Here is a 19360-nt window from a genome sequence, read left to right as displayed (position 1 = left end):
CTCACCGCTTCCGTGCGTCCTCAATAGAGGCGCGTGCGATAAGCTTCCTCGAGATTGCGGTCGGCCTCGTCGCCGTCGACCGCCTTGGTCTGGTCGGCGATAATGCGGCCCAATGTCGGGAAGGAGTGGCGCGGCACCTGCGTCGCAGGATCCCAGAGCTTCGAGCGGATCAGCGCCTTGCCGCAGTGGAAATAGGCCTCCTCGACCGAAACGATGAGTCCGGTCACCGGCACGCGCTCCTGCATGATGGAAGGCGCCAGCAAGGCGGCATCGCGCGTCGCATGCGCCTTGCCGTTGACGCGCAGGGTCTCCGGGATGCCCGGCACCATGAACACGAGCCCGACGCCAGGCGACGAGAGGATATTGCGGAAGGAATCGATCAGGTTGTTGCCGCGCCGATCTGGGATCAGCAAGGTCTTGTCGTCGAGGACGCGCACGAAGCCCGGCCCGTCGCCGCGCGGGCTGGCATCGGCATTGCCCTGTGCATCGCAGCTCGCAAGCACGAGGAAAGGCGAAAGCGCGATGAAATCGCGGCAAAACTGATCGAGTCGGCGCAGCATCTTGCTGGCCGCCAGCGGCGATACCGGCCCGATATGGCCGCGCAAGGCATCCGCATCGTCGATGCGAGCCGTCGGGTCGTCGAAGCAGTCCGTCATGCCGTTTCCCCGTGTTTCCTGCCGACAATCTGTCCGATCGCAGTTTCCCGCACCAGCACCAGCGGCTTCTGCCGGGCAACCTTTGCCCGCATGGCACCACCCGGTTCGCATGCGCCTTGACCCGTGACCGGCACATCGCCATCGTGCGCGTCATATTCGCCCTCCCAAACGAGGCCTGATTCGATGCGCCGCGCCCTGCTGCGAACCGCCCTTGTTTCCTTCGCCTGCCTCACGGCCTTTGCCGCTGGCGCCGCGAACGGCCGTGTCGTTCACCCGCTGGACCGGGCGGAGAACCGGACCTTCGCGATGTACGGCAATCTTCCCGGCTGCGACGATCCGGCTGTGCTGAGCGAAGTCACCAGTCGTTTCAACTCGCGCGAAAGCACCTATTGGGGTCCGCTCCAGGCGCTGTCCTATGACCGCATCGGGCAGATCGGCTTTCGCACTTGGGGTGCGGACTTCATCCCGCGGCGCTTCTGCAGCGGCCGTGTTCTGCTCAACGACGGCAAGTTCCGTCGCGTCGACTATTCCGTGCGCGAGAATCTGGGCCTCTTCGGCCTGACCTGGAACGTCAACTGGTGCGTCAACGGCCTCGACCGGCAGCGCACCCATGCGCCCGATTGCAAGATGGCGCGCCCCTGAGCGCAGGTCGTCCGATGATGAAACGGCTGGCGATCGCGGCCCTGGTGCTGTTCGGCTTCGCCGGCGCCGGCCATGCGCAGGGCTTCGGTCAGCGCGGCGGCACGCCGGGCGATTTCGACTTCTACGTCCTGGCGCTGTCATGGTCGCCGGGCTTCTGCGAGCTCGATGGCGACCGTTCGCGCAACCGCGAGCAATGCGGCGAAGGCGCCGGCCTGCGCTTCGTCGTGCATGGGCTCTGGCCGCAGAACGAGCGCGGCTATCCCAGCGAATGCGGCCCGTCCGGTCGCACGCCCTCGCGGATCGCGATGGAGCAGGCCGAAGGCCTGTTCCCGAGCGAGGGCCTCGCCCGCTACCAGTGGCGCAAGCACGGCACCTGCACGGGCTCCAGCCCGAGCGACTATTTTCGCGACGTCCGCCGCGCCCGCGAGAAGGTGGTCATCCCGCCGACCCTCGCCAAGGCCGAGCGCGACCAGACCTGGACCGCGATCGACCTCGAACGCGCCTTCGCCGCCGCCAATCCCGGGTTGCGCTCCGACATGATGTCGGTCGCCTGCAAGCGCGGCGTGCTGCAGGAGGTCAAGATCTGCTTCTCGAAAGATCTCCGTGACTTCCGCTCCTGCCAGCAGGTCGACCGCTCCGGCTGCCGTGCCCGCGAGTTCACCGTCGTCGCGCCGCGCTGAAAGCGCAATGAGGTGGGACTTTGCCGCTTCCGGTCGGGAGCGGCTTCCTCTACCAACGGCGGCATGAACTATCGCCATGGCTTTCACGCCGGAAACTTCGCCGATGTGCTGAAGCATGTCGTGCTGACGCGCATCCTGTTGCATCTCAACGCCAAGCCGACGCCCTACCGCATCGTCGACACCCATGCCGGCAGCGGCCGCTACGATCTTGTTTCGGAAGAGGCGCTCAGGACGCATGAATGGAAGGACGGCGTCGCACGAATCGACCGCTCGCCCCTCGCTCCCGCCGTCGAGGTCCTGCTTGCTCCCTATCGCGCCGCGCTGGATGGCGCCCGCGCGCTCCACGGCGCCGGCACCTATCCCGGTTCGCCCTGGCTCTGCCGTCATGCGATGCGGCCCGACGACCGGCTGGTCGCCGCCGAACTCCATCCCCCGACCTACAAGAAGCTCACCGACGCCATCGGCCGCGACAAGCGCTGCATCCCGCTCGCCATCGATGGCTGGACGGCGCTGCGGGCCAATGTTCCGCCGAAGGAACGTCGCGGCCTCGTCCTGATCGACCCGCCTTTCGAGGAGAAGAACGAGTTCGCCACGCTCGCCGACCAGTTCATCGCAGCGCATCGCAAATGGCCAACCGGCATCTATGCGCTCTGGTATCCGATCAAGGATCGCAGCGGCATCGAATCCGTGATGGACGCGGTGCTCGATGCCGGAATCGGCCGGCTCCTGCGCCTTGAAATGGATGTCGACCGGCCGGAAGCCGCGGGAGGGCTCAGCGCCACCGGTCTCCTTGTCGTCAACCCGCCCTGGCGGCTGGCCGAGGAGGCGGAAACGCTGCTGCCGGCGCTGACCGAACGCCTCGCCCAGGGACCGCGACCGCGCTATCACTGTGAGGCGATCCGCCCCGACGGCTGATCGATCTCTCTGCTCCGCCCCGAGGATACCGCCGATGCTCGTCCTGCGCTCTTCCCCCGCCTCCCCGTTCGGCCGCAAGGTCAAGATGGCGGCTCTCGAACTCGGACTGATGGACAGGATCGAGATCGTCGCGGCCGACACGACCGATCCGTCGGAGGTCCTGCGCCAGCAGAACCCGCTCGGCAAGATCCCGACGCTAGTGCTGGAGGACGGCACGACGCTGTTCGATTCGCGCGTGATCGTCGACTATCTCGACCATCTCAGTGGCGGGAAGCTGATCCCGGCCGGCGAAGCGCGCTTCGCCCAGCTGCGCCTGCAGGCTTTGGCCGACGGCATCTGCGATGCCGCTTTGCTCAAGGTCTATGAAGGACGCTTCCGCCCGGAGGAAGCCCGCAACGCCAACTGGGTCGCGCATCAGGACGGCAAGGTTTCGCGTGGGCTGGAAGCACTCGAAGCTGCGCCGCCCGCCTTCCCGGACCGCCCGCGCATCGGCGAGATCGCGGTCGCCTGCGCGCTCGGCTATCTCGACCTGCGTTTCGAGGGACAATGGCGCGCGGGCCATCCCAAGCTCGTCGCCTGGCTCGACGATTTCGCCGCCCGCGTTCCCGCTTTCGAGGCGACCCGCTTCAAGGGTTGATCCGCGCGGCGGCACCGATCGCGCCGCAGACAGCGAAGAACATTCTGGAGCCGGCGGCCTTGGTCGCCGGCTTTTTCATGCCCGCTGCCGCGGAGGCACTGCGTTCAGGCAACAAAAAACCCGGTGGCCGAGGCCACCGGGTCCGTTCTGTCTCCGGGAGGAGAGGATCAGAACTTGTAGCTGAGGCGGGCGCGAACGACCGAGAAGTCGGTGCCGACCTTGGTGTTGGCGCCAAGGATGTTCTTCTCGCCGAGGTCGACGTAGAGGTACTCGACGCCAGCGATGATGTTGTTGGTGACGGCGTACTCGAGGCCGCCGCCGACGGCGAAGCCGCCGGTGTGGCTGCGGTCGGACGAGAAGCCGATCGCCGGGATCGAGGACTTCACGTTGCCGTAGGCCCAACCACCGGTGATGTAGGGCATGAACCGGTCGAAGGCGACGCCGACGCGAGCGCGGACCGTGCCGAAGTAGTCGGTCTTGACGTTCAGGAGACCGAGGTTGTTGCCGCTGCTGAGGTCAGCGCCCTGCAGGTCAGCCTCGAGGCCGAGAACGAACTGGCCCATCTGGTAGTTGTAGCCGATCTGGCCACCGCCGACGAAGCCGTCGAGATCGCCGACATTGGCCCAGCCGTTGGCATTCACGTTGCCCCAGCCGTAGCCGGCGTTGGCGCCGACGTAGAAGCCGGTCCAGGAGAACGCCGGCGGCATGTAGACGGGAGCGGCAACCGGGCCCTTGCGCGACGGCAGGTCAGCAGCCGAGGCGGCGCCAGCGGCGACGAGGCCGAGCGCGGCAACGCTCGCAAGCAGATACTTCTTCATGACAAACTCCTTAGTCGTCGCTGTCGCCGGAAAACCCGGCGGTTGATTTCGATGAACTCGTTATAAGACGGGGAGCCGGCTTTGTCTGTTGCATCGGAAGCACATCTGCCTTGCAGACCACGGCAGAAATGCGGCACGAATGCGATAACTGAACTCAAATAGGTAAAGCCAGGTTAACCAACCAGCGACTAGCCACCATGGTAAATCGAATACTAACAGTATTTCGACCCCATGCCGACCTAGGAACATGGCCCGGCCTAAAAACGCCGCTGCTTTCTGAAGGTTCCCGCCGCGGGCATGGCTTTTTTCGCTTGTCTTGCCGCTCCGTCCCGCGCGTGCTTAAGCCTTGAGACGACAGGAACCGAAGAAGAACCGTGCCGCCCCTCTCGATTTTTATCATCGCCCAGAATGAGGCAGACCGGATCGGCCGTACGATCGAAGCCGCGCGCGGACTGAGCGACGACATCGTCCTCGTCGATTCCGGGTCGACCGACGGCACCCAGGCCTTGGCCGAGGCGCTCGGCGCCCGCGTCATCTTCAATGCCTGGCCCGGCTATGGCCAGCAGAAGCGCTTCGCCGAAGAGCAGTGCCGCCACGACTGGCTGCTGAATCTCGACGCCGATGAGGTCGTCCCGCCCGATCTTGCCGCGGAGATCTCCGCCCTGTTCGCAGCCGGCACGCCGCCGAAGGACGCTTACAAGGTGAGAATCGCCGAGATCTTCCCGGGCGAAGGCGCGCCCCATCGATTCGCCTACGCGCTCGCGCCGGTGCGCCTCTATCGGAAGAGCAAGGGCCGCTACTCGACCTCACCCGTGCATGACCGGGTCGACCTTCTGCCGGATGCCCGAATCGGGCGCCTGCGCGGGACGGTGCATCATTTCTCGGTCCGCTCTCTCGGCGAACAGATGGACAAGCTCAACGCCTATAGCGATGCGCAGGCCGATGATCTCGACGCGCGCGGCGGGACGCTCTCCGTCTTCCGGCTGGTCGCCGAATTCCCCGCCAACTTCCTCAAGGCCTATATCGGGCGCCGCCACGCGCTTCGCGGCATCTATGGTTTCATGACCGCGATGAACTACGCCTTCTATCGCTATCTGCGCGTCGCCAAGCATTGGGAGCGTCGCCTGCAGCGGCGCGCCTCGGCCGAGGCCCCACTGCTTCCGACGGATCGCGATGGCCGCAATGACTGAGGTCGCTCTGGTTACGGGCGGCGCCCGCCGAATCGGCCGCGCCATCGTCGAGAAACTCGCCGACGCCGGTTATGCGGTCGCGATCCATCACGGCGACAGCAGTGAGGAAGCGGAGACGCTGGCTGCGAAGCTCGAAGCGAGCGGTGCGAAGACCTGCCTGCTCAGCGCCGATCTCGTCGACCCGGCAGCCGTGGCAACGCTGATTCCCGCGGCCGAGAAGGCGCTCGGCCCGGTCACGCTGCTGGTCAACAATGCCGCGAGCTTTGTCGCCGACGATGTCCGCTCGCTCGACATCGCCACCTGGAACCGTCAGTTCTCGATCAACCTGCGCGCCCCCTCCCAATTGGTCGGGATTATGGCGGAGCGCCTGCCCGCCGATGCCAAGGGCGCGGTCGTCAATATCGTCGACCAGCGCGTCTGGAAGCTGACGCCGCAATATTACTCCTACACCCTGACCAAAGCTGCCTTGCTCACTGCGACCCGGACCATGGCGCAGGCGCTGGCTCCGCGCATCCGCGTCAACGCGGTCGGTCCCGGCCCGACCTTTCCGAACAGCTATGACGGCGCCGACCGGCTGGAGCAGGAAGCCGCGGGCACCCTGCTCGGGCGCAGGATCGCGCCCGAGGAGATCGCAGAGGCGGTACTCTATCTCGCGCGGGCCAGTTCCGTGACCGGCCAGATGATCGCGGTCGATGCCGGCCAGCATCTCGGCTGGCGCACCCCCGACATCATCGGCTGATCCTTAGACAGCGCCGTCCGCCCGATAGGGCGCGCGGCCGCTGGCCAGCGCCGAATCCAGCAGGTCGAACCGGTCCTGCCCCCAGAACACCTCGCCTCCGAGAACATAGCTCGGCGCGCCGAAGACGCCGGCTTCGACAGCCTGGCCCAGTGTCTCCTCATAGCGAAGCTTGACCGAAGCCCCCTCGGCTGCGTCGAGCAGCGCCGCCTCGTCGAAACCGGCCCGCACCGCGCAGGCCAGCAGCGCCTCGGAGCGGCTCATGTCCTCGTCCCGCGCCCACAAGCCGGCCATCACGTCGCTGATGAAGGCGAACGGATCGCCGCGCTCGGCCAGGATTGCGATGGTCATGCGATCGGCAAGCGACGGGTCGAAGGGAAAATGCTTCGGCTGCAGCACGAGCGGCAGGTGACGCGCCTCGCGCCAGCGCTGGAGATCGAGCAGCCGATAACGCTGCCTGACCGGATGTCGCTTCGGCAGCGGCAGGCCGCCCGTCTCGTCGAACACCGAGCGCAGCGGCATCGGCCGATAGTCGATCGTGCAGTCATGCCGGCGGGCGATGGCGTGAAAGGCCGCATTGCCGAGATAGGTCCAGGGGGAATGCAGCGAGAAGTAATAGGTGATCGAACGGGACAAGATCGCCTCGCGGGCTTTTGCAGACAGCGCAAGCATCGCCGCCGCCCGGCCCTTCGTGCAAGGCCATGGCCGTGCATCCTGCGCAGCCCGGCCCCGCCAGAAGCCGGGAGCTCATAAGACCATGCAGGGGCCTGTCAGGCCGCCTTGTTCTTCAGCGCGCCGATGATCGCGGTCAGGACCGCCCCGCCGGCGCCGCCCGCGATCAGATTGGTGAGAATGCCACCGATGCTGAGATTGCCGCCCTGCGCCGCTGCGCTGATCGCGGGCAGCAGGATCGGGATCAGTTGCCCGAGCACGCCGCCGCCGACGAGACCGGAAATCGTGTTGCCGAGCGTCCCGAGATCGAAGCTCGGACTGGCCTTGCCAGCCGCATTGCCGCCGATCGCACCCGCGATCAGGTTCATCAGGATCTGTTCCATCTCGGCCCCCTGCATCTGAATGCATCGCCTGAAGGACACGCGCCTGAAGGAAGCGATGCGTTCCCCGCGGCAGCCGGAACGATGCTCCTGCTCGAGCGATGCGACAAGCCGTCGCACCGCTTCATCAACCGCTATCGGCTCAGTCGAGCGCGATCGCCGCGATCAGGCGGCCGTAATCCCGCTCGCCGCGATGGGTCGTGCGCCGGTAGCTGAAGAAGCGCTTTTCGTCGCCATAGGTGCACAGGCCCATATCGACGAAGCGGCCGATGCCAGCCTCCTGCGCCTTGAGCCCGATGAAGGCCGGCAGGTCGAACATCGCGTGCGCGGCACGCTCGGACGGTGTGAAGAAACGCGAATAGGTCCGGTTCTCGGCCTTGAAGCGCTCGATGAATTCCGGCCCCACTTCATAGGCCCTGGCGCTGATCATGGGGCCGAGCACGGCGGTGATGCGCTCGCGGCGGGCGCCGAGCTTCTCCATTGCGGTCACCGTCGCGCCGACGATGCCGGTGAACGCGCCCTTCCAGCCGGCATGGGCGGCGCCAATCACCCGCGCCTCGCCATCGGCGAAAAGAATCGGCCCGCAATCGGCGGTGGAGACACCGAGCGCGACATGCGAGGCAGTCGTCACCATCGCATCGGCTTTGGGGCGATCGCCCGGCCAGGGACCCGTCACCACTTCCACATCGGCGGAATGGACCTGGTAGAGGCTGATCAGGTTCTCGGGAGCAACGGAGAGATGGCGCGCCATCCGCGCCCGGTTCTCCGCGATCGCCGCCGGATCGTCTGAGGAGCCCAGCCCGCCGTTCAGCGACGCGTAGATTCCGGTCGAGACACCACCCTCGCGCGTGAAGAAGGCGTGACGGATGCCGGCTTCTCCGGCGAGTTCGCGGGCGGTGATGAACATGGGCGTGATCCGGTTGGCGCAAGGCCGCAACCGGCCCCGCTGGGTTCAGCCCCGATCTGGCAGCCGATGAAGGTCAAATCCGGGCAGGGGCGGCAGGTTCCGCTGCGATAGCGCGAGAACCTTGAACAAATCCCCCATGCCGGTCTCGCCCGTTTCGATCAGGCGGTCGAAGGCGGCGGAGATCGCAGTCCGCTGGGTCGCGTCTGCCTTGAGCGACAGCGCCTGCGCCCGCTGCGGCAGCCCCAGCGCCAACAGGAAATCGCGTTGCGTCGCCGGCCCGTGCAGCGCGGCGCCGGCCTTGAGCGCGGCCTGCCCCATCCGCTCGAAATCGACATGGACGGTGAGATCCGCCTCGCCCGGTTCCGCCAGCGGAGCGACGAACTCATGCCGCTTCATCGCCTGCAGCGTATCGCCGAAGCCGGAACGCGCCGAGCCGTAATCGATGAGCAGCGCCGCCCCGCCTGCCGAAGCGAGATGGCCGGCAAGCTGCGCGACGATATCGAGCGCGATCGAAGGCTGCTCGAGCACAGTGCCGACAGGTGCGGTGATCTTCAGCGTGCCCCCTCCCGCAGCCGACACGCCGAAGGCGAGGTCGCCGTCATCGTCGAGCCCGACCAGCCGCTCGCGCCAGCCTTCGGGCGTCATCACGAACTGGTCGAGCGGCAGGGCGTCGAGGAACTCGTTGGCGACCGCGATGACCGGGCCGTCGAGCGCGCCGGCCACCGTATCGTGCCAGACCGGTTCGAACCCTTTCAGCGCCGTCGCCTGCCGGCCACGCAGGACGGGGCTGGTCTCGACGAGATGAACGGACAGCGCCGCATGGAAGCCCGGCACGATCCGCGTCGCCCTCAGCATATCGGCCATCAGCGTGCCGCGCCCCGGCCCGAACTCGACGAGGCGGAACCGTGCCGGCGCGCCCATCGCCTGCCAGGCATGGGCCGCCCAGAGCCCGATCAGCTCACCGAACATCTGGCTGATTTCGGGCGCCGTGGTGAAGTCGCCCCCGGCCCCGAGAGGATCGCGCGTCATGTAATAGCCGTGGCGGGGATGGCCGAGCGCCAGCGCCATGTAGCGGCCGATGCCGATCGGCCCTTCCAGCCGGATCAGCTCGATGATCTCGGCCTTGAGCGTGGTCACGCCCGCGCCTCGCCGGGCGCCTCGTGCTTGCTGCGCAGCACCAGCCACAGGCCGGCGAAGAACACCGGCAGCGAGAGCAGCATGCCCATGGTGATACCGCCCGAGAGCGCATCGACCGAGGTCCCGAACAGGAAGCCGAGCTGCGGGTCGGGCTCGCGGAAGAACTCGCAGACGATCCGCGCGACCGCATAACCCATGCCGAAGACGCCGGCGACGTAGCCCGGCCGCCGGAAGCCGCCGGCCCGGACCAGCAGATTCACGAGAATGAAGAGCAACAGCCCTTCGCCAAAGGCTTCGTAGAGCTGGCTCGGATGGCGCGGCAGCGGCCCGCCATTCGGGAACACCATGGCATAGGGGAAATCAGGCGCCGGCCGGCCCCAGAGCTCGCCATTGATGAAATTGGCGATGCGCCCGAGCAGGAGCCCGATCGGCACCACCGCGGCGGCGAGATCGAACACCGACAGCGCCGGATAGCCGCGACGCTTCGCGAAGAGCCACAGGCCCAGCGTCGCGCCGAGCAACCCGCCATGGAAGGACATGCCGCCCTGCCAGATCGCGAAGATGTCCTGCGGGCGCTCGAGATAGCGCGCGAGATCGTAGAACAGCACGAAGCCGATGCGCCCGCCGAGCACCACGCCGAAGGCGACGAAAAGCAGCATGTCGTCGAGCTCGATGGCTTGAGGCCGGGCTCGCCCGCCCCAAAGCTCATCGGCAGCGACGAGCTTGCGCGCATACCACCAGCCGCCAAGCAGGCCGACGACATAAGCCAACCCGTACCATTTGATCGAGAGCGGCCCGAGCTGCACCGCGACGGGGTCGATCATCGGAAAGGGAATGGCGAAGACGGGCATGGCAAAATCCGGTGGCGGGCGCGGCGAGATGGCCGCGCCTCCGCTGAATGGTCAAGGAAAAAGGCTGGCCCGTGGCAGCCTGCCTCACCATCCCGGCAAACGGTCCGGCCCCTGAAACTCGCCGCTCGCAAAGCCCGCGCAAACGCAAGGATGACATGGCAAGGCGATCATCCGGCCGCGTTCAGCCGCGAGCACGCCGCTCGCGCAACCTTTCGAAAGCGGACGGTCGCGAGCGCGCTCGCCATACCGCGATGACGGCGTCGGCATTGGCATCCCGCTCCTGCATCGCATCCACCTCGACATCGTAGAGGCAATAGGAATGGATGCGGTGGAAGTCGCGCCGGGCGTCACCGATCGGCCTGTCCCCACGCTCGCGCTCGCGTCGCTCCAGCTCCTCCAGCGCGCAATGCACCCCGACGAAGAACACGTCATGGCCCGCAAGCGTGTCCGCGAGACGCAGCAACCAGGCCTCGCTCTCCATGATGTGCTCGACGATGAGGTCATTGCCGGCCTCGACATAGGCGAGGAGCGAGCGCTCGAAGCCGAGGAAAAAGGCTTCCCGCATGGTCCGCCAGTCGAACTCGCCGCTCCTGATCCGGGCCGTCGGCAGCACGCCGGCATCGCGCAGGTGATCGATCGAGATACGCCAGAACGGCGCGTCGATCCGCGCCTGGATGGCACGCGCCAACGAAGACTTGCCGCTGCTCGACGCGCCGTTGAGCAGGATGGTGCGGCCGGGCCCGGCGGGGGTCATCCCTCCTGCTCCGGCCGGGCTTCGCTTTCGAGCGTCGCCAGAAGCTCCCTCAGAAGCTCCGCCAGGGCCACTCGCTTGGCCGGGTCCAGGCTTGCGAGGAACTGCGCCTCGCTCGCCATGTCGGCGCGGAGCGCGTCCTCGGCCCGCTGGCAGCCCAGCTCCGTCAGGACGACGAGCAGGCTGCGCCCATCCTCCGCCGATTTCTCGCGGCGCACCAACCCGGCCTTCTCGAGCCGCCCCAGCCGGTGCGTCAACCCGCCGGAGGTGATCATCAGCGCGCGATAGAGCGCCGTCGGCGCCAATCGATAAGGCGGCCCGCTGCGGCGCAAGGTGCTGATGACGTCGAACTCACCGCGATCGAGCCCGAACCCGGCGAAGGTCTCCTCGATGCTCGGCCGCACGAGATTGGACAGGCGATAGGCCCGCCCCAGGATCGCAGTCGGCGTCGTGTCGAGATCCGGCAATTCGCGGGCCCATTGCGCCCTGACCCGCTCGACATGGTCCATCTTCGTCATAGCCTGCCCTTCCCCGGCCTCTCCTCTGCCCCAGAGCGAGCCTCGCGCCAAGAGATATCTTGACACAAAGATATTTCTCGGGAACTATCTTTGCACAAAGATAACTGGAGGACATCATGGCGGCGATAGCGATCGACAGCGACATCCTGCGCAGCGGCGCAAGCCGGACGGCACGGTTCGAAGGCGGCGGGTACGGCTCGCAGGTCTCGTTTTTCCTGGTCGACAACGAGCCGGGACAAGGGCCGGGCCTGCATGTCCACCCCTACTCGGAAACCTGGGTGATCCGATCGGGCGAGGCGGAATTCACGGTGGGCCGCGAGACGCTGCGCGCCAGCGCCGGAGCGATCGTGGTGGGCCCGGCCGGCATCCCCCATAAATTCGCCAATATCGGGCCCGGGCGGCTGGAGCTCATCTGCATCCATGCCAACACGGCTATCGTTCAGGATTGGGTCGAGGACGAAGCCGCGGCCTGAGCGTCGACGGCGGCTGGGCGGACCGATGCGCTGGCGATGGCAGGCTCCACCTGGCCTCAAGGCCTGCGCGGTCGTGGGAAAAACGCGGGGCGCGGCGCATGGGCGCCCAGCCCCGGCAGATTCGTCAGCGCAGAATCAAAGCGCCTTCGCGGCAGCGCGGCTCGGGCGCTTTGCGGCCACCTTGCGAACCGGGGCCGCCGCCTTGGCAGCAGCCTCCTCGGCGTCCCTGGCCAATCGCAGGGCGCGCAGCTTCTCCGTCTTGAGGCGGGCCTGGCCGGCCTCGTCCTCAAGCGCCTGCCACGCGTCGAGCGCATCCTGGCGACGCTGCTCGGTCGTCTCGAAAGCCGCCTGCGCCCGGGCTTTGATCTCGTCCAGCTTCATGTTGCGGCTCGACATGCGAAACTCCTACTCGACTGACGCGGGTCGGCCGTTGCCGCTCAGACGGCGGCCGGACGAGGCGCTCCGGCTCCAGGGCCGGCTCCGGGACGGCCCTTGCCGACGGGCAGCTTGCGCTTCGGCGCCGGCAGCAGGCCTTCGCGCTGCGCCTGCTTGCGGGCAGCCTTCTTGGCACGACGGACCGCCTCGGCCTTCTCGCGGGCGCGGCGCTCGGACGGCTTCTCGAATTCGCGGCGCTGCTTCATCTCGCGAAACACGCCTTCGCGCTGCAGCTTCTTCTTCAGGACGCGCAGCGCCTGCTCGACATTGTTGTCCCGAACGAGAACTTGCATGGTCATCCTTTCCAGAAAGCACAAAGGGCCGGGCTTGTAGTCCCGACCCTTCACTTAACCGTTGGTGCGAAACGTCGTGTCGTGGCGCCGGTACATCCGCGGCGGCCTCAAGGCGGCGTCGTTCCGCTCCGGAACGATTACTCAGCGCGCAGGTTGTCGGCCGAGCTCTTGCCCGAACGCTTGTCCTGAACGATCTCGTACGAGATCTTCTGGCCGTCGCGCAGATCGCGCAGGCCGGCGCGCTCGACAGCGCTGATGTGGACGAAAACGTCCTGGCCGCCATCGTCAGGCTGAATGAAGCCGAAACCCTTGGTGGCGTTGAACCACTTAACCGAACCAGAAGCCATGAAAGCCTCCCGCAAACATGTTTATCCAAGCCCCATGGAAAACATGCGGCGGTGAATTCGATCAGAGGAAGAAAATCATCAGCATGTCGCGCTCAAGCGGCGCGAATGGCCAAATCATCAGGCCTAAATCGAAATTAACAAATAGGCCATGACAAGGCCGATGTCAAATCGAGACCAGCCCGACGATTTCTGAAAAACGAAACCGGGCAACGTCGCCAGCGAAAAAACACCTTGAACGAATACCACCGATTCTTCTCGAAATCGATCGCGTCGAGAAGCAGGCAGCCGTTGATTCAGCGTTGAATCAGTGCCTCTCCTGACATGACGAAGCCGCTGCGGCATCCTACATGCAGGCCATGAGTCGCGAACGCCAGGACGATCTGCCCCAGGACGAATTCGAGGACGAGGAGGACACCCTCCCCGGCGCCGAGCCCGCGCTCGTCCTCGCCGAAGCCGCGCCCGGTGCGCTCAAGGCCGGCATCGAGGTCATCCAGCAATTCGCCAAGCACCTGCCGAACCGGCCCGGCGTCTACCGGATGTTCGATCGCGCCGGCGAGGTGCTCTATGTCGGCAAGGCCAAGAGCCTGAAGAATCGCGTGACATCCTATGCCCGCGGCATGGCGCATACCAACGCCGTCGCCCGGATGATCGCCGAGACGGCGAACATGGAGTTCGTCACCACCGGCACCGAGACCGAGGCGCTGCTGCTCGAATCGAACCTGATCAAGCAGCTCCGGCCGCGCTACAATGTGCTGCTGCGCGACGACAAGTCGTTCCCCTATATCCTGCTGACCGGGGACCATGACGCGCCCGCGATCCTGAAGCATCGCGGCTCGCGCCAGCGCAAGGGCGATTACTTCGGGCCCTTCGCCTCGGTCTGGGCGGTGACCCGCACCATCGACGCGCTGCAGAAGGCCTTCCTGATCCGCACCTGCTCGGATTCCTTCTACGAGAACCGCACGCGCCCCTGCCTGCTTTTCCAGATCAAGCGCTGCGCCGCCCCCTGCACCGGCGAAGTCTCGATCCTCGACTATCAGGCACTCGCAGGCCAGGCCCGCGACTTCCTCTCCGGCCGCTCCTCGGCGGTGAAGCAACTGCTCTCGGCCCGGATGCAGGAAGCCGCGGAGGAGCTCGAATTCGAGAAGGCGGCGCGCTATCGCGACCGCCTCGCCGCGCTCTCGGCCGTGCAGGCCGGGCAGGACATCAACACGCAAGGCGTCGAGGAGGCCGATGTCTTCGCCATCGACGAACAGGCCGGGCAGTTCTGCGTCGAGATCTTCTTCTTCCGGAATCACCAGAACTGGGGCAACCGCGCGCTTTTCCCGCGCGCCGACCGCTCATTGACGCCGGCCGAGGTGCTGGCCTCCGTCGTCGCCCAGTTCTACGACGACAAGCCGCCGCCGCGCCTCGTGCTGCTCTCGCACCCGGTCGAGGAGATCGAGCTGATCGGGCAGGCGCTCTCGGCCCGCGCCGGCCGCAAGGTCGAGGTCGCCCACCCCAAGCGCGGCGAGCGCGCCGACCTGATGGCCCATGCAGTCAAGAACGCCCGCGAGGCGCTCTCCCGCAAGCTCGCGGAAAATGCCGGGCAGCAATCACTGCTCGTCGCGCTCGGGGCCGCCTTCGGCATGGAAACCGCCCCGCGCCGGGTCGAGGTCTACGACAACTCGCACATCATGGGCACCAACGCCGTCGGCGGCATGATCGTCGCCGGGCCGGACGGCTTCGTGAAGAACCAGTACCGCACCTTCAACATCTCGACCGACACCATCGCCGGCGACGATTTCGGCATGATGCGCGAGGTGCTGACGCGACGGTTCGCGAAGCTGGCGAAGGAGAGTGGCACCGACCTGGCCCCGATCGCTCAGGAAAGTACAGCTGTCGGCGGCGAGGCCGGGAAGATCACTCTCCAGGATGCGCCTGCGGAAGAAGCCTTACCGAAGAAGACCCGAAAGGCGCCAAAGCCGCGCAAGGACGAGGACGGCTTCCCCTCCCGCCCCGATCTCGTCATCGTCGACGGCGGCAAGGGCCAGTTCACCGCCGCGCTCAAGATCATGAAGGAGCTCGGCGCGGCCAACATTCCGCTCGTCGCCATCGCCAAGGGGGAAGATCGCAACGCCATGCGCGAGACCTTCCACATGGAAGGCAAGGAGCCCTTCAAGCTGCAGCCGCGCGACCCGGCCCTCTATTTCATCCAGCGTCTGCGCGACGAGGCGCACCGCTTCGCCATCGGCACCCACCGCGCCAAACGCAAACGCGAGACGATGAAGAATCCGCTCGACGAGATCCCGGGCATCGGCCCCTCGCGCAAGCGGGCGCTGCTGCTGCATTTCGGCACGGTGAAGGCGATCCAGCGCGCCAAGCTCGACGACCTCATGCGCACGCCGGGCGTCAATGCGGCCACCGCCAAGGCGGTCCATGATTTCTTTCATGACGCGTAGAGCGTTGCGCGACACAGCGGAAACCGGTGTTTCGCGGGAGCAATGCTCGATTGCTTCAAAAGCAAGCACGTTTTTTCGCTCTCGGACGCTCGCGCCCGAAAGTGACGTGGCCGCGAAGTTCTGCCACATTCACGCTGTTGCGTGTTGACGCTACTGCTGCCGCCTTGCTTTGGTGCATCCCGTGACGATTCTTCCAGACGCCATCAGGCGGCGCGGCCCTTGGTCGCTGCCGAACCTCCTCACCTACGGGCGGATCCTGGCGATCCCGGCCCTGGTGGCGATCCTGTTCTGGCCGCGCGACGATTGGATGCGCTGGCTCGCGCTCGGGATCTATACGCTCGCCGCCATCACCGACTATCTCGACGGCTACATCGCTCGCGCCTGGAGCCAGCAATCCGCGATCGGCCGCATGCTCGATCCGATCGCCGACAAGCTGCTCGTCGCCGCCCTGCTGCTGATGCTGGTCTATACCGGCCAGATCGAAGGCTGGACGCTCTGGGCCGCGATCGTGATCCTCTGCCGCGAAATCCTGGTCTCGGGACTGCGCGAGTTCCTGGCCGATCTGAAGGTCAGCGTCCCCGTCAGCAAGGTCGCCAAGTGGAAGACGACGGCGCAGCTCTTCGCCCTCGGCTTCCTCGTCGTCGGACCGGCCGGAGACAAGGTCCTGCCCGGCAACACCACGATCGGCATCGTCCTGCTCTGGGCCGCCGCCGGCCTGACGATCTATACCGGCTGGGACTATTTCAACGCCGGCATCCGCCATCTCGTCGCGGAAGACGAGCGCGCGCCATGAGCACCGCATCCGCCATGGCCGCGGCGGGCACGCGCCCGGTCCGCATCGTCTATTTCGCCTGGGTGCGCGAGCGCGTCGGCCTGCCCGAGGAAACGCTCGATATCCCCGCCGACCTCGCCACCATCGCCGATCTCGTGCGCTGGCTGAAGGCGCGCGGCGAGGGCTACGAGATGGCCTTCGCCGATGAGACTGTCGTGCGGGCCGCGCTCGATCAGGTCCATGCCAAGCCTCAGGCCCGGCTGGGCGCAGCCCGCGAGATCGCCTTCTTTCCGCCGATGACCGGCGGGTGACGGCCATGTTGCGACACCCTTGTCATTCCGGGGCCGCGCACCGCGCGGAACCCGGAACCCACGACTGGGCGTGCCGGGAATGGCAGTATGTTGCAGTCCGCTCACACCGTCGTGGGTTCCGGGTTCGCGCCTGCGGCGCCCCCCGGAATGACAAGGGGGACCAATGACGCCCCTCGTCCGCATCCAGCGGGAAGATTTCTCGCTCCAGGACGAGATCGACGCGCTCTCGGCCGGCCGCGCCGATATCGGCGCCGTCGTCTCCTTCACCGGGCTCTGCCGCGACGAGGCCGGCACGCTGGCTGCGCTCGAGCTCGAGCACTATCCCGGCATGGCCGAGGCCGAGATCGCTCGCGTCGCCGCTGAGGCAACCACGCGCTGGCCGCTGTTCGGCCTCGTCGCGATCCACCGCTACGGGCTGGTCAAGCCGGGCGAGCAGATCGTGCTGGTGCTGGCGGCTTCCGCCCATCGCCGCGCCGCCTTCGAGGCCGCCGATTTCATGATGGACTATCTCAAGACCCGTGCGCCGTTCTGGAAGCGCGAGCATCGCGCCGACGGCACGCTCGGCGGCTGGGTCGAAGCCAAGGCGGATGACGACGATGCGGCAAAACGCTGGGAACAGGCTCCCTGAATACCTGAAGGGCGCGGCACTCGGCGCAAGCCTCGCGCTGGTCCCGGCCCTCGCCGTCGCGGCCACGCGAGAGCCGAAGACCTTCCGCGACTGGATGGCCGGCTGCGACAATCTCAAAAGCTGCACCGCGCTATCGCTGCCGGCCGAGGCGGCCGACCCGGTCGCCTATCTGCGCCTGACGCGTTCGGCCGGACCGGACACGCCCGCCGAACTGACCTTGCGCCTGCGCGGTGACTGGAAGACCCCACCCCGGTCGGTCCAGCTGAAGCTCGATGGCGCCCCCTTCCCCGCCGGCGGCAAGGCGATGCCGGCGGAGACCGATGGCGACATGCTGTCCCTGACCTTCAAACCGGCCGAGGTCACGGCTCTTGTCGAGGCTGCCCGCAAGGCCACGAAGCTCTCCATCACCGCTCCGCAGGTAAAGGCCGAGATTTCGCTGTCGGGCTCCGTCGCGGCCCTGCTCTGGATCGACGAGCAGCAGGGACGCCTCAACACGACCTCCGCCCTGATCCGCAAGGGCAGCGGCACGAACGTTCCCGCCGCCCCTGCTCTGCCGGTCGTCATCGCGAAGCCGGCAAGCGGCACGCTGTCGGAGAAGGACGGCAAGGCGCTCGCTGCCGCGCTGCGCAAGGAAATCAAGCAGCGCGACCCCGATGGCTGCGACGACGACGAGTCGCTGATTGCCACCGACGAAGCCTGGACGCTCGACAGCGCACGCAGCCTCGTTTCGCTGGCCTGCTCACGCGGCGCCTACAATGTCTCGAACGCCTTCTGGATGATCGAGCGCAGCGACGCGAAGACGGCCAAGCCAGTGGTCTTCCCGCAAGGCGACGGCGACGCGAAGAATACGCTGGTGAATGCCGGGTTCGATCCGAAGAGCGGCCGCATCAATTTCTTCGCCAAGGGACGCGGCATCGGCGATTGCGGCGCCTCGGGCGGCTATGCCTGGACCGGCAGTGTCTTCGCCCAGACCGAGTTCAGCATGATGGGCGAATGCCGCGGCATCGGCTCCGATGACTGGATCACGCTGTATCGCAGCGAGATCAAGTAGGGAGCGGCATTGCCGGGCGGAGCAAAGCTCAGGACTGAGAACGGGCGTTCAGAACCGCGATGTGTCATTCCGGGGCTTCGCACAGCGAAGAACCCGGAACCCACGACCGGGTGACCCGCCTGCAACCGGGCATTAGGAGATTTACCCAGTCGTGGGTTCCGGGTTCGCGCCTGCGGCGCGCCCCGGAATGACAGAGGTGGAGTTTGAAGCCGCGATGTCGCGCCTCACGCCGCCTTCGACGGCGCGCGCACCGCGGCCGAATAGTCTTCCATCACCACCTTGCCCATGTTGCCGGTGATGAAGTTGTACGGGCCGATCTCGGAGACCAGCGTCACCTCGGCGGCAGAGCCGGTGATGAAGCACTCGTTGAAGCTTTCCAGCTCCTCCGGGCGGATGCGTCGCTCCACCACCTCGAAACCGCGCTGGCGGCACAGGTCGATGACCGACTGGCGGGTGATGCCGTTCAGGAAGCGGTCGGCCAGCGGGGTGTGGATCACGCCATCCTTGATGAAGAAGATGTTGGCGCCGGTGCATTCGGCGACATTGCCTTCCCAGTCGAGCATCATCGCGTCGGCATAGCCGGCGCGCTCGGCCTTATGCTTGGAGAGCGAGCAGATCATGTAGAGACCCGCAGCCTTGGCATGAACCGGCGCACAGGCCGGGTCCGGCCGGCGGTAATCGGCGACGTCGAGGCGGATGCCCTTCAGCTTCGCCGCCATGTCGAACATGCTCGGCCATTCCCACACGGCGATCGCGGTATGGATCTTGTTGTTCATGCCGGAGACCGCCATCATCTCCGAGCCGCGCCATGCGACCGGGCGCAGATAAGCGTCCTTCAGGCCGTTCTCCTTCAGGCAGAGATACTTGGCCGCGTCGAGCTCGGCGACCGAATAGGGGATCGTGAAATCCATGATCTCGGCCGACTTGTGGAAACGCTGCGAATGCTCGGTGCTCTTGTAGATCACGCCGTCATAGGAGCGCTCGCCCTCGAAGATGCAGGAGCCATAGTGCAGCCCATGGGTCAGTACGTGAATCCGGGCGTCCTTCCACGGCACGAGCTTGCCGTCGAACCAGATGACGCCGTCGCGCTGGTCGAAAGGAATGACTGACATGGACCTTCTC

Annotated in this window: 25 protein-coding genes; 12 read left to right on the top strand and 13 right to left on the bottom strand. The window is 66.5% G+C overall.

Annotation, left to right across the window (positions count from 1 at the left end; genetic code table 11):
- Positions 1–20 precede the first annotated feature (20 nt).
- Positions 21–656 (bottom strand): pyridoxamine 5'-phosphate oxidase family protein, encoded by a 636-nt coding sequence (locus ACODTJ_RS04255; protein WP_454655975.1) that lies wholly within the window; start codon positions 654–656, stop codon positions 21–23.
- A gap of 183 nt (positions 657–839) precedes the next feature.
- On the opposite strand from ACODTJ_RS04255, the gene ACODTJ_RS04250 reads away from it, so the two are divergent.
- The 4 genes from ACODTJ_RS04250 (at position 840) to ACODTJ_RS04235 (ending at position 3530) form a co-directional block, all read left to right on the top strand.
- The gene (locus ACODTJ_RS04250; protein WP_454655974.1) at positions 840–1298 is read left to right on the top strand and encodes a hypothetical protein; all 459 of its coding nucleotides are present in this window, start codon (positions 840–842) and stop codon (positions 1296–1298) included.
- Positions 1299–1315: 17 nt separating this feature from the next.
- Positions 1316–1978 carry a ribonuclease T2 family protein gene (locus ACODTJ_RS04245; protein ID WP_454658961.1) on the top strand — a complete coding sequence of 221 codons (663 nt, stop codon included), beginning with the start codon at positions 1316–1318 and terminating at the stop codon, positions 1976–1978.
- Positions 1979–2041: 63 nt separating this feature from the next.
- A complete protein-coding gene (locus ACODTJ_RS04240) occupies positions 2042–2893 on the top strand; it encodes a 23S rRNA (adenine(2030)-N(6))-methyltransferase RlmJ (RefSeq protein WP_454655973.1) in 852 nt (283 codons plus the stop codon).
- 34 nt (positions 2894–2927) lie between these two features.
- A complete protein-coding gene (locus ACODTJ_RS04235) occupies positions 2928–3530 on the top strand; it encodes a glutathione S-transferase (protein ID WP_454655972.1) in 603 nt (200 codons plus the stop codon).
- Between the two features lie 167 nt (positions 3531–3697).
- Here ACODTJ_RS04235 and ACODTJ_RS04230 read toward each other — a convergent pair whose 3' ends face one another.
- Entirely contained in the window at positions 3698–4348 is a 651-nt protein-coding gene (locus ACODTJ_RS04230; RefSeq protein WP_454655971.1) for an outer membrane protein, read from the bottom strand.
- 374 nt (positions 4349–4722) lie between these two features.
- Between ACODTJ_RS04230 and ACODTJ_RS04225 the strand changes: the two genes are divergently transcribed.
- Both ACODTJ_RS04225 and ACODTJ_RS04220 read left to right on the top strand, forming a co-directional pair.
- A complete protein-coding gene (locus ACODTJ_RS04225; protein ID WP_454655970.1) occupies positions 4723–5538 on the top strand; it encodes a glycosyltransferase family 2 protein in 816 nt (271 codons plus the stop codon).
- Positions 5522–6277, top strand: a complete 756-nt coding sequence (locus ACODTJ_RS04220) for an SDR family oxidoreductase (protein WP_488847655.1) — start codon at positions 5522–5524, stop codon at positions 6275–6277. Before ACODTJ_RS04225 ends, ACODTJ_RS04220 begins: the two co-directional genes overlap by 17 nt.
- 3 nt (positions 6278–6280) lie before the next feature.
- Here the strand turns inward: ACODTJ_RS04220 and ACODTJ_RS04215 are convergent, their stop codons facing one another.
- From ACODTJ_RS04215 to ACODTJ_RS04185, 7 genes are all read right to left on the bottom strand, one after another.
- Complete coding sequence (locus ACODTJ_RS04215) at positions 6281–6910, bottom strand: 2-hydroxychromene-2-carboxylate isomerase (protein WP_454655968.1); 630 nt, start codon at positions 6908–6910, stop codon at positions 6281–6283.
- Positions 6911–7044: 134 nt separating this feature from the next.
- Positions 7045–7329, bottom strand: coding sequence for a hypothetical protein (locus tag ACODTJ_RS04210; RefSeq protein WP_454655967.1), 285 nt, complete (start codon positions 7327–7329; stop codon positions 7045–7047).
- A 139-nt stretch (positions 7330–7468) separates the two neighbouring features.
- Entirely contained in the window at positions 7469–8233 is a 765-nt protein-coding gene (pgeF, locus tag ACODTJ_RS04205; protein WP_454655966.1) for a peptidoglycan editing factor PgeF, read from the bottom strand.
- A 45-nt stretch (positions 8234–8278) separates the two neighbouring features.
- A complete protein-coding gene (locus ACODTJ_RS04200) occupies positions 8279–9370 on the bottom strand; it encodes a class I SAM-dependent methyltransferase (protein WP_454655965.1) in 1092 nt (363 codons plus the stop codon).
- Positions 9367–10221 (bottom strand): prolipoprotein diacylglyceryl transferase, encoded by an 855-nt coding sequence (lgt, locus tag ACODTJ_RS04195; protein ID WP_454655964.1) that lies wholly within the window; start codon positions 10219–10221, stop codon positions 9367–9369. The genes ACODTJ_RS04200 and lgt overlap by 4 nt, the downstream gene beginning before the upstream one ends.
- Positions 10222–10402: 181 nt before the next feature.
- Positions 10403–10975: a chloramphenicol phosphotransferase CPT family protein gene (locus tag ACODTJ_RS04190; RefSeq protein WP_454655963.1), complete on the bottom strand. Its 573-nt coding sequence runs from the start codon at positions 10973–10975 to the stop codon at positions 10403–10405.
- On the bottom strand, positions 10972–11490 hold the full coding sequence (locus ACODTJ_RS04185) for a MarR family winged helix-turn-helix transcriptional regulator (RefSeq protein WP_454655962.1): 519 nt from the start codon (positions 11488–11490) through the stop codon (positions 10972–10974). The genes ACODTJ_RS04190 and ACODTJ_RS04185 overlap by 4 nt, the downstream gene beginning before the upstream one ends.
- A gap of 116 nt (positions 11491–11606) precedes the next feature.
- Here ACODTJ_RS04185 and ACODTJ_RS04180 point away from each other — a divergent pair, with 116 nt between their 5' ends.
- Positions 11607–11963: a cupin domain-containing protein gene (locus tag ACODTJ_RS04180; RefSeq protein WP_488847650.1), complete on the top strand. Its 357-nt coding sequence runs from the start codon at positions 11607–11609 to the stop codon at positions 11961–11963.
- A gap of 135 nt (positions 11964–12098) precedes the next feature.
- Here ACODTJ_RS04180 and ACODTJ_RS04175 read toward each other — a convergent pair whose 3' ends face one another.
- The 3 genes from ACODTJ_RS04175 to ACODTJ_RS04165 form a co-directional block, all read right to left on the bottom strand.
- The gene (locus ACODTJ_RS04175; protein ID WP_454655960.1) at positions 12099–12359 is read right to left on the bottom strand and encodes a hypothetical protein; all 261 of its coding nucleotides are present in this window, start codon (positions 12357–12359) and stop codon (positions 12099–12101) included.
- Positions 12360–12400: 41 nt separating this feature from the next.
- Entirely contained in the window at positions 12401–12691 is a 291-nt protein-coding gene (gene rpsU, locus ACODTJ_RS04170) for a 30S ribosomal protein S21 (protein WP_454655959.1), read from the bottom strand.
- A gap of 137 nt (positions 12692–12828) precedes the next feature.
- On the bottom strand, positions 12829–13038 hold the full coding sequence (locus ACODTJ_RS04165) for a cold-shock protein (protein ID WP_293806237.1): 210 nt from the start codon (positions 13036–13038) through the stop codon (positions 12829–12831).
- Between the two features lie 356 nt (positions 13039–13394).
- On the opposite strand from ACODTJ_RS04165, the gene uvrC reads away from it, so the two are divergent.
- The 5 genes from uvrC (at position 13395) to ACODTJ_RS04140 (ending at position 18238) form a co-directional block, all read left to right on the top strand.
- The gene (uvrC, locus tag ACODTJ_RS04160) at positions 13395–15476 is read left to right on the top strand and encodes an excinuclease ABC subunit UvrC (RefSeq protein ID WP_454655958.1); all 2082 of its coding nucleotides are present in this window, start codon (positions 13395–13397) and stop codon (positions 15474–15476) included.
- Between the two features lie 181 nt (positions 15477–15657).
- A complete protein-coding gene (gene pgsA / locus ACODTJ_RS04155; RefSeq protein ID WP_454655957.1) occupies positions 15658–16269 on the top strand; it encodes a CDP-diacylglycerol--glycerol-3-phosphate 3-phosphatidyltransferase in 612 nt (203 codons plus the stop codon).
- Positions 16266–16559, top strand: a complete 294-nt coding sequence (moaD, locus tag ACODTJ_RS04150; protein WP_454655956.1) for a molybdopterin converting factor subunit 1 — start codon at positions 16266–16268, stop codon at positions 16557–16559. Before pgsA ends, moaD begins: the two co-directional genes overlap by 4 nt.
- Before the next feature lie 163 nt (positions 16560–16722).
- Positions 16723–17187, top strand: coding sequence for a molybdenum cofactor biosynthesis protein MoaE (locus ACODTJ_RS04145; protein ID WP_454655955.1), 465 nt, complete (start codon positions 16723–16725; stop codon positions 17185–17187).
- Positions 17156–18238 (top strand): DUF1176 domain-containing protein, encoded by a 1083-nt coding sequence (locus ACODTJ_RS04140; RefSeq protein ID WP_488847644.1) that lies wholly within the window; start codon positions 17156–17158, stop codon positions 18236–18238. Before ACODTJ_RS04145 ends, ACODTJ_RS04140 begins: the two co-directional genes overlap by 32 nt.
- A 224-nt stretch (positions 18239–18462) precedes the next feature.
- On the opposite strand, the gene ACODTJ_RS04135 is transcribed toward ACODTJ_RS04140, so the two are convergent.
- On the bottom strand, positions 18463–19350 hold the full coding sequence (locus tag ACODTJ_RS04135) for a branched-chain amino acid aminotransferase (protein WP_454655953.1): 888 nt from the start codon (positions 19348–19350) through the stop codon (positions 18463–18465).
- Between the last annotated feature and the right edge of the window lie 10 nt (positions 19351–19360).

The sequence above is a fragment of the Allobosea sp. FG18 genome, from assembly GCF_057809495.1.
Note: the sequence above shows the minus strand (reverse complement) of the source record. Positions and strands in the feature narration are given on the sequence as shown.

Excerpts from the sequence above, each read along its gene's own strand:
- ACODTJ_RS04255 (WP_454655975.1), bottom strand. The coding sequence starts at position 656 with ATGACGGACTGCTTCGACGACCCGACGGCTCGCATCGACGATGCGGAT.
- ACODTJ_RS04250 (WP_454655974.1), top strand. The coding sequence starts at position 840 with ATGCGCCGCGCCCTGCTGCGAACCGCCCTTGTTTCCTTCGCCTGCCTC.
- ACODTJ_RS04245 (WP_454658961.1), top strand. The coding sequence starts at position 1,316 with ATGAAACGGCTGGCGATCGCGGCCCTGGTGCTGTTCGGCTTCGCCGGC.
- ACODTJ_RS04240 (WP_454655973.1), top strand. The coding sequence starts at position 2,042 with ATGAACTATCGCCATGGCTTTCACGCCGGAAACTTCGCCGATGTGCTG.
- ACODTJ_RS04235 (WP_454655972.1), top strand. The coding sequence starts at position 2,928 with ATGCTCGTCCTGCGCTCTTCCCCCGCCTCCCCGTTCGGCCGCAAGGTC.
- ACODTJ_RS04230 (WP_454655971.1), bottom strand. The coding sequence starts at position 4,348 with ATGAAGAAGTATCTGCTTGCGAGCGTTGCCGCGCTCGGCCTCGTCGCC.
- ACODTJ_RS04220 (WP_488847655.1), top strand. The coding sequence starts at position 5,522 with ATGGCCGCAATGACTGAGGTCGCTCTGGTTACGGGCGGCGCCCGCCGA.
- ACODTJ_RS04210 (WP_454655967.1), bottom strand. The coding sequence starts at position 7,329 with ATGGAACAGATCCTGATGAACCTGATCGCGGGTGCGATCGGCGGCAAT.
- pgeF (WP_454655966.1), bottom strand. The coding sequence starts at position 8,233 with ATGTTCATCACCGCCCGCGAACTCGCCGGAGAAGCCGGCATCCGTCAC.
- lgt (WP_454655964.1), bottom strand. The coding sequence starts at position 10,221 with ATGCCCGTCTTCGCCATTCCCTTTCCGATGATCGACCCCGTCGCGGTG.
- ACODTJ_RS04190 (WP_454655963.1), bottom strand. The coding sequence starts at position 10,975 with ATGACCCCCGCCGGGCCCGGCCGCACCATCCTGCTCAACGGCGCGTCG.
- ACODTJ_RS04185 (WP_454655962.1), bottom strand. The coding sequence starts at position 11,490 with ATGACGAAGATGGACCATGTCGAGCGGGTCAGGGCGCAATGGGCCCGC.
- ACODTJ_RS04180 (WP_488847650.1), top strand. The coding sequence starts at position 11,607 with ATGGCGGCGATAGCGATCGACAGCGACATCCTGCGCAGCGGCGCAAGC.
- ACODTJ_RS04175 (WP_454655960.1), bottom strand. The coding sequence starts at position 12,359 with ATGTCGAGCCGCAACATGAAGCTGGACGAGATCAAAGCCCGGGCGCAG.
- rpsU (WP_454655959.1), bottom strand. The coding sequence starts at position 12,691 with ATGCAAGTTCTCGTTCGGGACAACAATGTCGAGCAGGCGCTGCGCGTC.
- ACODTJ_RS04165 (WP_293806237.1), bottom strand. The coding sequence starts at position 13,038 with ATGGCTTCTGGTTCGGTTAAGTGGTTCAACGCCACCAAGGGTTTCGGC.
- uvrC (WP_454655958.1), top strand. The coding sequence starts at position 13,395 with ATGAGTCGCGAACGCCAGGACGATCTGCCCCAGGACGAATTCGAGGAC.
- moaD (WP_454655956.1), top strand. The coding sequence starts at position 16,266 with ATGAGCACCGCATCCGCCATGGCCGCGGCGGGCACGCGCCCGGTCCGC.
- ACODTJ_RS04145 (WP_454655955.1), top strand. The coding sequence starts at position 16,723 with ATGACGCCCCTCGTCCGCATCCAGCGGGAAGATTTCTCGCTCCAGGAC.
- ACODTJ_RS04140 (WP_488847644.1), top strand. The coding sequence starts at position 17,156 with ATGCGGCAAAACGCTGGGAACAGGCTCCCTGAATACCTGAAGGGCGCG.
- ACODTJ_RS04135 (WP_454655953.1), bottom strand. The coding sequence starts at position 19,350 with ATGTCAGTCATTCCTTTCGACCAGCGCGACGGCGTCATCTGGTTCGAC.